Raw genomic sequence first — 11,844 nt, 5'->3', positions numbered from 1 at the left:
CCGTCCCGGCGATCACATCGAAGTAGCTCAGCCCTGGAGGGTGGCAACCTTGGTGGCCAGCGCCGACTTCTTGTTGGCGGCGGCGTTCTTGTGGATGACACCCTTCGAGACGGCCTTGTCCAGCTTCTTCGAAGCCAGACGGACGGCCGCGGTGGCCTTCTCCGCGTCACCGGCGGCGATGGACTCGGTCGCCTTGCGGATGTAGGTCTTGAGCTCGGACTTGACGGACTTGTTGCGAAGGCGGGCCTTCTCGTTCGTCTTGTTCCGCTTGATCTGGGACTTGATGTTCGCCACGAAAGAGCCTTTTCAGGTTCAGAGGTTGATCTTCGGTTGGTGTCGCGCAAGCTGAGAGGGCACACGAGACACAGCTGCCCAGGCTACCAGGCGCCCAACAGGTGGCCCAAACCGAGCGCACGGCCGTAGTCATGGGACGATAGACGCCTGCGTAACGTTCCGACTGAGACCCGAGAATCAGGACACTGCGTGCCCGCGACCCCTAGCCACGTGCCCGAGCCGAGCCGTACCGACCCGGCGCTGATCCGCAACTTCTGCATCATCGCGCACATCGACCACGGCAAGTCGACGCTCGCCGACCGGATGCTCCAGCTCACCGGCGTCGTCGACCAGCGGCAGATGCGCGCCCAGTACCTCGACCGCATGGACATCGAACGTGAGCGCGGCATCACGATCAAGTCCCAGGCGGTCCGGCTGCCGTGGGCGCCCACCGCGGGCGAGGGCCAGGGCCGCACGCACATCCTCAACATGATCGACACCCCGGGCCACGTGGACTTCACCTACGAGGTCTCCCGGTCCCTCGCGGCCTGCGAGGGCACGATCCTGCTGGTGGACGCCGCCCAGGGCATCGAGGCGCAGACCCTCGCCAACCTCTACCTGGCGATGGAGAACGACCTCACCATCGTCCCGGTGCTCAACAAGATCGACCTGCCGGCGGCCCAGCCGGAGAAGTTCGCCGAGGAGCTGGCGAACCTGGTCGGCTGCGAGCCCGACGACGTGCTGCGGGTCTCCGCCAAGACGGGCCTGGGCGTCGAGGCCCTGCTCGACCGCGTGGTCGAGACGGTCCCGGCCCCGGTCGGCGTCAAGGACGCCCCCGCCCGCGCCATGATCTTCGACTCGGTCTACGACTCCTACCGCGGCGTGGTCACGTACGTCCGGGTCGTCGACGGCACGCTCAACAAGCGCGAGCGCATCCGGATGATGTCCACCGGCGCCACCCACGAGCTGCTGGAGATCGGCTGCAACTCCCCGGAGATGCTGCCCGCCGACGGCCTGTCCGTCGGTGAGGTGGGCTACCTGATCACCGGTGTGAAGGACGTCCGCCAGTCCAAGGTGGGCGACACCATCACCCAGATGACCGGCGGCGCCACGGAGGCCCTCGGCGGCTACAAGGACCCGAAGCCGATGGTCTTCTCCGGTCTGTACCCGCTGGACGGCTCGGACTACCCGGAGCTGCGCGACGCCCTGGACAAGCTCCAGCTCAACGACGCCGCCCTGGTCTACGAGCCGGAGACCTCCGCGGCCCTCGGCTTCGGCTTCCGCGTCGGCTTCCTCGGCCTGCTCCACCTCGACGTGATCCGCGAGCGCCTGGAGCGCGAGTTCGGCCTCGACCTCATCGCCACCGCGCCCAACGTGGTCTACCGCGTGGTCATGGAGGACAAGACCGAGATCACGGTCACCAACCCGAGCGAGTTCCCCGAGGGCAAGATCTCGGAGGTGTACGAGCCGGTCGTGCGCGCCACGATCCTCGCCCCGACCGAGTTCATCGGCTCGATCATGGAGCTGTGCCAGAACCGCCGCGGCACCCTGCTCGGCATGGACTACCTCTCCGAGGACCGCGTCGAGATCCGCTACACCCTCCCGCTCGCGGAGATCGTCTTCGACTTCTTCGACCAGCTGAAGTCCAAGACCCGCGGCTACGCCTCCCTCGACTACGAGCCCACCGGCGAGCAGGCCTCCAGCCTGGTCAAGGTCGACATCCTGCTGCACGGCGACAAGGTCGACGCCTTCTCGGCGATCACCCACAAGGACGCCGCCTACTCCTACGGCGTGCGCCTGGTCGCCAAGCTGCGCGAGCTCATCCCGCGGCAGGCCTTCGAGGTGCCGGTCCAGGCGGCCATCGGCTCCCGGGTCATCGCCCGTGAAACGATCCGCGCCATCCGCAAGGACGTCCTCGCCAAGTGCTACGGCGGCGACATCTCCCGTAAGCGGAAGCTGCTGGAGAAGCAGAAGGAAGGCAAGAAGCGGATGAAGATGGTCGGCTCCGTGGAGGTCCCGCAGGAGGCGTTCATCGCGGTGCTCTCCAGCGACGAGAGCGGCGGCAAGAAGAAGTAGGGCCGCGTCCGGGCAGCGAACCGGAAGCGGTGCCCACGGGCCCTCGCGCGGCGGCGCGGGGGCCCGTTTCGTTATGAACCGGCCGCCCGCCGGCTCTTACGCACCCGCCGGCTGACCTCTACCCTGATCGCAGCTCGATGGTTACTCGCCAGTTACAAGAACGGAACGCGCTGCCCGCGTGGACCGGTCCGGAGGATGTCGTGAGCGACACACAGTCCCTGATCGAGAACCGCCCGCCCTCGGTGGCGGCCGTCTTCCTTGAGCGCGTCGCCGCCACCCCGGACGCGGAGGCCTACCGCTATCCGGTCCCGCCGGCGTCCGGTCAGGGTCCGGACGACTGGAAGTCGCTCAGCTGGGGCCAGGCGGCCGAGCGGGTGTTCGCCATCGCCGCCGGCCTCGTCGACCTCGGCGTCCAGCCCGAGGAGCGGGTGGCGCTCGCCTCCAACACCCGCGTGGAGTGGATCCTCGCCGACCTCGGCGCGATGTGCGCGGGCGCGGCCGTCACCACGATCTACCCGAGCACCAACGCCGAGGAGTCGGCGTTCATCCTCTCCGACTCCGAGAGCCGGGTGCTGATCGCCGAGGACGCCGCCCAGCTGGCCAAGGCCCGCGAACGCCGCGCCGACCTGCCCGACCTGCGGCACGTCGTGGTCGTCGACGCCGAGGGCGCCGTCCCGGCCGAGGGCGACCCGGAGGGCTGGGTGCTGTCCCTGGCCGACCTGGAGCGGCGCGGCCGGGAGTACCTGGCCGACCACCCCGCCGCCGTCAAGGACCGCATCGCGGCGATCCGCGCGGACCAGCTCGCCACCCTCATCTACACCTCCGGCACCACCGGCCGGCCCAAGGGCGTCCGGCTGCCGCACGACAACTGGTCGTACATGGCCAAGGCCACCGTCGCGACCGGCCTGATCACCAAGGACGACGTCCAGTACCTCTGGCTGCCGCTCGCCCACGTCTTCGGCAAGGTGCTCACCTCCGGCCAGATCGAGGTCGGCCACGTCACCGCCGTGGACGGCCGGATCGACAAGATCATCGAGAACCTGCCGGTGGTCCAGCCGACCTACATGGCGGCCGTCCCGCGCATCTTCGAGAAGGTCTACAACGGGGTCGCGGCCAAGGCCCGGGCCGGCGGCGGCGCCAAGTACAAGATCTTCAAGTGGTCGGTGGGCGTGGCCCGCGAGTACGCCAAGGTCACCCAGGACAACTTCCGCCGCACCGGCCGGGCCACGGCTCCCTTCGGCCTGTCCATGAAGCACAAGGTCGCCGACGCCCTCGTCTACTCCAAGCTCCGCGAGGCCTTCGGCGGCCACCTGCGCGCCGCCGTCTCCGGCGCCTCCGCCCTCTCCCCGGAGATCGGCTACTTCTTCGCCGGCGCGGGGATCCACATCCTGGAGGGCTACGGGCTGACGGAGTCCAGCGCGGCCTCCTTCGTCAACCCCGGCGAGGCCTACCGCACCGGCACGGTCGGCAAGCCGCTGCCCGGCACCGAGGTCCGCATCGCCGACGACGGCGAGATCCTGCTGCGCGGCCCCGGGATCATGCAGGGCTACCACCGGCTGCCCGACAAGACCGCCGAGGTCCTGGAGTCCGACGGCTGGCTGCACACCGGCGACATCGGCGAGCTCTCGGCCGACGGCTACCTGCGGATCACCGACCGCAAGAAGGACCTGATCAAGACCTCGGGCGGCAAGTACGTCGCCCCGGCCGAGATCGAGGGCCAGTTCAAGGCGATCTGCCCGTTCGTCTCCAACGTCGTCGTGCACGGCGCCGACCGGAACTACTGCACGGCCCTGATCGCCCTCGACCCCGCCGCCGTCCTCGGCTGGGCCGCCGAGCACGGCCTGGAGGGCAAGTCGTACGCCGAGGTCGTCGCGGCCCCCGAGACGGCCCGGCTGATCGAGACGTATGTGCAGACGCTCAACGACGGCCTCCAGCGCTGGCAGACGGTCAAGAAGTTCCGGCTGCTGCCGCGCGACCTGGACGTGGAGCACGGCGACCTCACGCCCAGCCTGAAGCTGAAGCGGCCGGCCGTCGAGCGTGAGTTCAAGCACCTCCTCGACGAGATGTACGAGGGCGCGGTCGAGGCGTAGGCCTCGCAGCGGGGCGGCCCACGGAGCCTGCGGGCCCCGGCGGCGCCCCGACCGCGCGGCAGCCGTCGCGCCGCTGTCGCGCCGCTGTCGCACCATCGCCGTCGTACCACCGCCGTCGCACCGCCGCGGCACGCCCGGCCCGGGCGTGTCGCGGCATACGCGACAATGGGTCCATGCCTTCCGCCCTGCCCGACGGCGACCCCGTGCCCGAGGACGGCTCGCTGCCGTCCCACGCCCTGACCGGCGCGGCCGGCCGTCCCCTCGGGTTCTACCTGCACGTCCCGTACTGCGCCACGCGCTGCGGGTACTGCGACTTCAACACCTACACCGCCTCCGAGCTGCGCGGCACGGGCGGGGTGCTCGCGTCCCGCGAGAACTACGCCGACACCCTCACCGGCGAGGTGCGCCTCGCGCGCAAGGTGCTCGGCGACGACCCGCGGCCGGTCCGGACCGTCTTCGTCGGGGGCGGCACGCCGACCCTGCTGCCCGCCGCCGACCTGGTCCGGATGCTCGGCGCGATCCGGGACGAGTTCGGGCTCGCCGAGGACGCCGAGGTCACCACCGAGGCCAACCCGGAGTCGGTCACCCCGGCCTACCTCGCCGAGCTGCGCGAGGGCGGCTTCAACCGGATCTCCTTCGGCATGCAGAGCGCCCGCCGGCACGTGCTGAAGGTGCTCGACCGCACGCACACCCCCGGCCGGCCCGAGGCCTGCGTCGGCGAGGCGCGCGCGGCCGGCTTCGAGCACGTCAACCTCGACCTGATCTACGGCACCCCCGGCGAGTCCGACGACGACTGGCGGGCCTCGCTGGAGGCCGCGCTCGGTGCCGGGCCCGACCACGTGTCGGCGTACGCGCTGATCGTCGAGGAGGGCACCCAGCTGGCCCGCCGCATCCGGCGCGGCGAGGTCCCGACGACCGACGACGACGTGCACGCCGACCGCTACCTGATCGCGGACTCGGTGCTGGCGGAGGCCGGCTACAGCTGGTACGAGGTCTCCAACTGGGCCACCTCCGAGGCCGCCCGCTGCCTGCACAACGAGCTGTACTGGCGCGGCGCCGACTGGTGGGGCGCCGGTCCCGGCGCCCACAGCCACGTCGGCGGGGTCCGCTGGTGGAACGTCAAGCACCCCGGCGCCTACGCCGCCGCCCTGGCGGCGGGCCACTCGCCCGGCGCCGGCCGCGAACTGCTCTCCGACGAGGACCGCCGGGTCGAGCGGATCCTGCTGGAACTGCGCCTGGTGACCGGCTGCCCGCTGTCCCTGCTGGCCCCGGCCGGTCTCGCGGCGGCCGGGCGCGCCCTGGCCGACGGCCTGCTGGAGCCGGGGCCGTACGCGGCCGGCTCCGCCGTCCTGACCCTGCGCGGGCGGCTGCTGGCCGACGCCGTGGTGCGCGACCTGGTGGACTGACGGCCACCGGCCACCGGCCACCCGCCACCGGCCACCCGCCACCGGCCACCAACCACCGGCCACCCGCCACCGGTCCGCGCCGCCCCGCGGCTACGGCGCCGTCAGGCCGCCCCGCGGCCCTACGGCGCCGTCACGAAGTCGATCAGCTCCTCCACCCGCCCCAGCAGCGCCGGCTCCAGATCGCGGTACGACGTCACGCGCGACAGGATGCGGGCCCAGGCCGCCCCGGTGTTCGGCGGCCAGCCCAGCGCCCGGCAGACGCCCGTCTTCCAGTCCTGCCCGGGCGGGACCACGGGCCAGGCGGCGATGCCGAGGGCCGACGGCTTCACCGCCTGCCAGACGTCGACGTACGGATGGCCGACGACCAGCACGTCGGGGGAGGTCACCGCCGCCGCGATCCGCGACTCCTTGGACCCCGGGACCAGGTGGTCGACCAGGATCCCCAGCCGGGCGTCGGGGGCCGGGCCGAAGTCGGCCACGATCGCCGGGAGGTCGTCGACACCCTCCAGGTACTCCACGACCACGCCCTCGATCCGCAGGTCGTCGCCCCACACCCGCTCGACCAGCTCCGCGTCGTGCCGCCCCTCCACGTAGATCCGGCCCGCCCGGGCGACCCGGGCCCGCGCCCCCGGCACGGCGATCGAGCCGGACGCCGTACGGGCCGGACCGGCGCCATGACCGCCCGGGCCCCCCGGACCGCCGGCGCCGCCCCGGCCGCGCGCGGGGCGGACCAGGGTCACGGCCCGGCCGTCCAGCAGGAAGCCGGCCGGTTCCAGCGGGAAGACGCGGCGCTTGCCGAAGCGGTCCTCCAGGGTCACCGTGCCGGCCTCGCACGCCACCACGGCCCCGCAGAAGTCGGCGCCCGCCACCTCGACCACCAGCTCCGGATCGGCCGGAACCTCCGGTACCGCCCGGGGGCGCTTCCAGGGCGGGGTCAGATCGGGTGAGTACTCACGCATTCGGACGACGGTAGGCACCCGGGGCCGGTCACGCGGACGACACGCCGAAACGCGCCGCCAGTGTGGCGCGTTGCGCAGTCACGAAGGCCGCGTCCACCACCGCTCCGTGACCGGGCACGTACAGGGCGTCCGGGCCGCCCAGGGCGAGCAACCGGTCCAGCGCGGCGGGCCACTGCGCCGGCACCGCGTCCGGTCCGGCCATGGGTTCGCCGGACTCCTCCACCAGGTCCCCGCAGAAGACCACCTCGGTGCCCGCCGGGTCCGGTACGCACACCGCCAGGTCGTGCGGGGTGTGGCCGGGACCGACGTTGGCCAGCAGCACCTGGAGGCCGCCCAGCTCCAGCGTCCACTCGCCCGAGACCAGGTGCCGGGGGGCCACCAGCTGCGCCGCGGACTCCGCCGCGTCCGCCTCCGGCAGGCCCTGCCGGACGGCGTCCGCGCGCAGCTCCTCCCGGCCCCGGGCCGAGGACATGAGCGCGTCCAGTCCCACGGCGCCGTAGACCTCGGCGCCCGGGAAGGCCGCGGCACCCAGGACGTGATCGAAATGGTCGTGGGTGAATGCGAGATGGGTCACGTGCCGACCGGTCAGCCCCTCGGCCTGCGCCCGCAGCTCCGCGCCCTCCCGGATGCACGAACCAGGGTCGATCATCAGCACCGCGTCGTCCCCCACCACCAGCCCCACCGTGCAGTCCCAGCCCGGCAGCCGCCGGCGCCCGGCCCGCGCGGAGAGCCGCTCCCACCCTGCCTCTTCCCATGCGATGTCCATACCGGGACGCTACCGTGACCGGCCCGACGGCCGTCCGCCCTTGCGGGGGGCGTGCCCGCCCGCCGTACACTGACCGGGGGGTTCTCTGGCACTCACCCGCAGCGAGTGCCAGACGCAGGCCGAAATCCGACCGAACCAGCTGGAGGTGCGCGCGATGCTCAGCGAACGCAGACTCGAAGTGCTGCGCGCCATCGTCCAGGACTACGTCGGTACCGAGGAGCCGGTGGGCTCCAAAGCACTCACCGAGCGGCACCGGCTCGGCGTGTCGCCGGCGACGGTCCGCAACGACATGGCGGTGCTGGAGGAGGAGGGCTACATCGCCCAGCCCCACACCAGCGCCGGCCGGATCCCCACGGACAAGGGCTACCGCCTGTTCGTCGACAAGCTGGCGGGCGTCAAGCCCCTGTCGACGCCGGAGCGGCGGGCCATCCAGAACTTCCTCGACGGCGCCGTGGACCTCGACGACGTCGTGGGCCGCACCGTGCGGCTGCTGGCGCAGCTGACGCGGCAGGTCGCCGTCGTGCAGTACCCGTCGCTGACCCGGTCCACCGTCCGGCACGTCGAGCTGCTGTCGCTGGCGCCCGCGCGCCTGATGCTCGTGCTGATCACGGACACCGGCCGGGTCGAGCAGCGCATGGTGGACTGCCCGGCGCCGTTCGGCGAGCAGTCGCTGGCGGACCTGCGGGCCCGGCTCAACGGCAAGGTCGTCGGCCGTCGTTTCACGGACGTGCCGCAGCTGGTGCAGGACCTGCCGGAGTCCTTCGACGCGGAGGACCGCGGCACGGTGCAGACCGTGCTGGCCACGTTCCTGGAGACGCTGGCCGAGGACACCGAGGAGCGGCTGATGATCGGCGGCACCGCCAATCTCACCCGCTTCGGACACGACTTCCCCCTGACCATCCGGCCGGTGCTGGAGGCGCTCGAGGAGCAGGTCGTGCTCCTCAAGCTGCTCGGCGAGGTCAATGAGTCGGGCATGACCGTACGCATCGGCCACGAGAACGCCTACGAGGGACTGAACTCCACGTCCGTCGTCTCGGTCGGCTACGGTTCGGGCGGCGAAACAGTCGCCAAACTCGGCGTGGTCGGACCGACCCGCATGGACTACCCCGGAACGATGGGAGCGGTACGCGCAGTGGCACGTTACGTCGGACAGATCCTGGCGGAGTCGTAAGTGGCCACGGACTACTACGCCGTACTCGGCGTGCGCCGCGACGCATCGCAGGACGAGATCAAGAAGGCCTTCCGGCGGCTTGCGCGCGAGCTGCACCCGGACGTGAACCCCGATCCCAAGACGCAGGAGCGTTTCAAGGAGATCAACGCCGCGTACGAGGTGCTGTCGGACCCGCAGAAGAAGCAGGTCTACGACCTCGGCGGCGACCCGCTGTCCTCCTCGGGCGGCGGCGGCGCGGGCGGCTTCGGGGCCGGCGGCTTCGGCAACTTCTCGGACATCATGGACGCCTTCTTCGGTACGGCGTCCCAGCGCGGCCCGCGCTCGCGCACCCGGCGCGGCCAGGACGCGATGATCCGCATCGACCTGGAGCTGGACGAGGCGGCCTTCGGGACCACCAAGGACATCCAGGTCGACACCGCGGTGGTGTGCACGACCTGCTCCGGCGAGGGCGCCGCGCCCGGCACCTCCCCGCAGACCTGTGACATGTGCCGCGGTCGCGGTGAGGTGTCGCAGGTGACGCGGTCCTTCCTGGGCCAGGTCATGACCTCCCGCCCCTGCCCGCAGTGCCAGGGCTTCGGCACCGTGGTCCCCACCCCGTGCCCCGAGTGCGCGGGCGACGGCCGGGTCCGCTCCCGCCGCAGCCTGACGGTCAAGATCCCGGCCGGCGTCGAGAACGGCACCCGGATCCAGCTCGCGGGCGAGGGCGAGGTCGGCCCCGGCGGCGGCCCCGCCGGCGACCTGTACGTGGAGATCCACGAGCTGCCGCACCCGGTGTTCCAGCGCCGCGGCGACGACCTGCACTGCACGGTCACCATCCCCATGACGGCGGCGGCCCTGGGCACCAAGTGCCCGCTGGAGACGCTGGACGGCATGGAGGAGGTGGACATCCGGCCCGGTACCCAGTCCGGCCAGTCCATCCCGCTGCACGGCCGCGGTGTCACGCACCTGCGCGGCGGTGGCCGCGGTGACCTGATCGTCCACGTCGAGGTGCAGACTCCGGCCAAGCTGGACCCCCAGCAGGAGGACCTGCTGCGGCAGTTGGCCAAGCTGCGCGGCGAGGAGCGCCCGATGGGCCAGTTCCAGCCCGGCCAGCAGGGCCTGTTCAGCCGCCTGAAGGACGCCTTCAACGGCCGCTGACCTAGCGGCCGCGGGCCGCCCGGCCGGTCCCGGCCGCGGACTGCGCCAGGCGCACGCCACGATTCGGCGGGGTGCGGTGGACATGGCACGATGCACCTCATGTCCACCGCGCTGAACGGTCTCCTCCCCCGTCCGATCGTGCAGGCTCCGATGGCGGGCGGCGGCTCCTGCCCGGCACTGGCCGCCGCCGTGAGCGAGGCCGGCGGGCTGGGCTTCCTGGCCGGCGGCTACAAGACCGCCGAGGGCATGTACGAGGAGGTCAAACGGCTGCGCGGGCTGACCCGGCAGCCGTTCGGCGTGAACCTGTTCATGCCGCAGACCGGCTACGTCGATCCGGCCGCGGTCGAGGCCTACCGGGGGCAGCTCGCCGGCGAGGCCGGCTGGTACGGCACCTCCCTCCCGGACGACGACGTCCTCGGCGCGACCGACGACGGCTACGACGCCAAGCTGGCCATCCTGCTGGAGGACCCCGTCCCCGTGGTCTCGTTCACCTTCGGCTGCCCGACCGCCGAGGCGCTGGACCGGCTGCGGGCGGCGGGCACGTACACGGTGGTGACCGTGACCTCCGTGGCCGAGGCCAGGACCGCCCAGGCGGCCGGCGCGGACGCGGTGTGCGTGCAGGGCATCGAGGCGGGCGGCCACCAGGGCACCCACCGCGACGACCCGGAGGCCGACGGCAGCGGGGTCGGACTGCTGGCCCTGGTCGCCCAGGTCCGCGAGGCCGTCGGGCTGCCGATCGTCGCGGCCGGCGGGTTGATGCGCGGCTCGCAGATCGCCGCGGTGCTCGCCGCGGGCGCGGCGGCGGCGCAGCTGGGGACGGCGTTCCTGGCCTGCCCGGAGTCCGGGGCGCACCCGCTGCACAAGAAGGCGCTGACGGACCCCCTGTTCGTCCGCACCGAGCTCACCCGGGCGTTCTCCGGCCGCCCGGCGCGGGGGCTGGTCAACCGGTTCATGCGCGAGCACGGGCCGTACGCCCCGGCGGCCTACCCCCAGGTGCACCACCTGACGGCGGGCCTGCGCAAGGCCGCCGCGGCGGCCGGGGACCCGCAGGGCATGGCCCTGTGGGCGGGCCAGGGCCACCGGCTGGCGCGGACGCTGCCGGCCGGGCAGCTGGTGGAGGTGCTCATGGCCGAGCTGGCCGAGACACAGATGAGGAGCGTGTGATGACGGCCCCGGTGTTCGTGGTCGAAGAGGTCCCGGCGGGGCCGGAGTTCGTGCTGGAGGGGCCCGAGGGCCGGCACGCGGTGTCGGTGAAGCGGCTGAACCCGGGCGAGGACGTGGTCCTCACCGACGGGCGGGGCCGCTGGACGGAAGGCGTGGTCAAGGCCGCCGAGGGCAAGGACCGGCTGGTCGTGACGGACCTGAACGCCGTCGAGGAGGAGCCGGAGCCGGCGGTGCGGATCACCGTCGTCCAGGCCCTGCCCAAGGGCGACCGCGGTGAGCTCGCCGTCGAGACGATGACGGAGACCGGGGTCGACGCGATCGTGCCGTGGCAGGCCTCGCGCTGCATCACCCAGTGGCGCGGCGACCGGGGCGCGAAGTCCCTGGCCAAGTGGCGCTCCACCGCCCGCGAGGCGGGCAAGCAGTCCCGCCGGGTGCGTTTCCCCGAGGTGGCCGAGGCCGCCTCGACCAAGCAGGTCGCCGAGCTGCTCGCCGCCGCCGACCTCGCCGTCGTGCTGCACGAGGACCGGGAGGCCGGGTCCGAGGCGCTGGCCACCGCCGCGCTGCCGACGGCGGGGTCCGTGGTGGTCGTGGTCGGCCCCGAGGGCGGGGTCTCGCCCGAGGAGCTGGCGGTGTTCGCGGCGGCGGGCGCCCGTCCGTACCGGCTGGGCCGGTCGGTGCTGCGGACCTCCACGGCCGGTACGGCGGCGGTGGCGGTGCTGCTGGCCCGCACCGGCCGCTGGTCGTGAGCCGCGGGCCCTCGGTCGTGATCCACAGCCCCGGCGGGGCGTCGGGCCGGGCCGCT

General features: G+C 72.7%; 10 protein-coding genes. 7 read left to right on the top strand and 3 right to left on the bottom strand.

Features of this window, described 5'->3' with window-relative positions; translation table 11 throughout:
* Positions 1–27: 27 nt before the first annotated feature.
* On the bottom strand, positions 28–294 hold the full coding sequence (rpsT, locus tag LG632_RS02060) for a 30S ribosomal protein S20 (protein ID WP_226724572.1): 267 nt from the start codon (positions 292–294) through the stop codon (positions 28–30).
* Positions 295–483: 189 nt separating this feature from the next.
* Here rpsT and lepA point away from each other — a divergent pair, with 189 nt between their 5' ends.
* The 3 genes from lepA (at position 484) to hemW (ending at position 5,845) form a co-directional block, all read left to right on the top strand.
* Positions 484–2,349 (top strand): translation elongation factor 4, encoded by a 1,866-nt coding sequence (gene lepA / locus LG632_RS02055; RefSeq protein ID WP_226724571.1) that lies wholly within the window; start codon positions 484–486, stop codon positions 2,347–2,349.
* A gap of 200 nt (positions 2,350–2,549) precedes the next feature.
* Positions 2,550–4,439: an AMP-dependent synthetase/ligase gene (locus tag LG632_RS02050; RefSeq protein ID WP_226724570.1), complete on the top strand. Its 1,890-nt coding sequence runs from the start codon at positions 2,550–2,552 to the stop codon at positions 4,437–4,439.
* Between the two features lie 173 nt (positions 4,440–4,612).
* Positions 4,613–5,845, top strand: coding sequence for a radical SAM family heme chaperone HemW (gene hemW / locus LG632_RS02045; RefSeq protein ID WP_226724569.1), 1,233 nt, complete (start codon positions 4,613–4,615; stop codon positions 5,843–5,845).
* A gap of 119 nt (positions 5,846–5,964) precedes the next feature.
* Here hemW and LG632_RS02040 read toward each other — a convergent pair whose 3' ends face one another.
* Together LG632_RS02040 and LG632_RS02035 are read right to left on the bottom strand one after the other, a co-directional pair.
* On the bottom strand, positions 5,965–6,804 hold the full coding sequence (locus LG632_RS02040; protein ID WP_226724568.1) for a DUF3097 domain-containing protein: 840 nt from the start codon (positions 6,802–6,804) through the stop codon (positions 5,965–5,967).
* A 28-nt stretch (positions 6,805–6,832) separates the two neighbouring features.
* A complete protein-coding gene (locus LG632_RS02035; RefSeq protein WP_226724567.1) occupies positions 6,833–7,570 on the bottom strand; it encodes an MBL fold metallo-hydrolase in 738 nt (245 codons plus the stop codon).
* Between the two features lie 154 nt (positions 7,571–7,724).
* On the opposite strand from LG632_RS02035, the gene hrcA reads away from it, so the two are divergent.
* The 4 genes from hrcA to LG632_RS02015 all read left to right on the top strand — a co-directional run bounded on the left by hrcA (position 7,725) and on the right by LG632_RS02015 (position 11,788).
* On the top strand, positions 7,725–8,741 hold the full coding sequence (gene hrcA, locus LG632_RS02030; protein WP_226724566.1) for a heat-inducible transcriptional repressor HrcA: 1,017 nt from the start codon (positions 7,725–7,727) through the stop codon (positions 8,739–8,741).
* Positions 8,742–9,878 carry a molecular chaperone DnaJ gene (gene dnaJ / locus LG632_RS02025; RefSeq protein ID WP_226724565.1) on the top strand — a complete coding sequence of 379 codons (1,137 nt, stop codon included), beginning with the start codon at positions 8,742–8,744 and terminating at the stop codon, positions 9,876–9,878.
* Positions 9,879–9,977: 99 nt separating this feature from the next.
* On the top strand, positions 9,978–11,042 hold the full coding sequence (locus tag LG632_RS02020) for a nitronate monooxygenase (RefSeq protein WP_226724564.1): 1,065 nt from the start codon (positions 9,978–9,980) through the stop codon (positions 11,040–11,042).
* On the top strand, positions 11,042–11,788 hold the full coding sequence (locus LG632_RS02015) for a 16S rRNA (uracil(1498)-N(3))-methyltransferase (protein ID WP_226724563.1): 747 nt from the start codon (positions 11,042–11,044) through the stop codon (positions 11,786–11,788). Before LG632_RS02020 ends, LG632_RS02015 begins: the two co-directional genes overlap by 1 nt.
* The last annotated feature ends 56 nt before the right edge of the window (positions 11,789–11,844 follow it).

Origin of the sequence: Streptomyces antimicrobicus (assembly GCF_020532625.1) — a bacterium.
GTDB classification, from domain to species: domain Bacteria; phylum Actinomycetota; class Actinomycetes; order Streptomycetales; family Streptomycetaceae; genus Streptomyces; species Streptomyces antimicrobicus.
This window is presented reverse-complemented; position numbering and strand designations above follow the sequence as displayed.

Bases quoted from the DNA above. Each gene is read 5' to 3' on its own strand.
- LG632_RS02015 (WP_226724563.1), top strand. From the start codon at position 11,042: ATGACGGCCCCGGTGTTCGTGGTCGAAGAGGTCCCGGCGGGGCCGGAG.
- LG632_RS02020 (WP_226724564.1), top strand. From the start codon at position 9,978: ATGTCCACCGCGCTGAACGGTCTCCTCCCCCGTCCGATCGTGCAGGCT.
- LG632_RS02040 (WP_226724568.1), bottom strand. From the start codon at position 6,804: ATGCGTGAGTACTCACCCGATCTGACCCCGCCCTGGAAGCGCCCCCGG.
- hemW (WP_226724569.1), top strand. From the start codon at position 4,613: ATGCCTTCCGCCCTGCCCGACGGCGACCCCGTGCCCGAGGACGGCTCG.
- hrcA (WP_226724566.1), top strand. From the start codon at position 7,725: ATGCTCAGCGAACGCAGACTCGAAGTGCTGCGCGCCATCGTCCAGGAC.
- LG632_RS02035 (WP_226724567.1), bottom strand. From the start codon at position 7,570: ATGGACATCGCATGGGAAGAGGCAGGGTGGGAGCGGCTCTCCGCGCGG.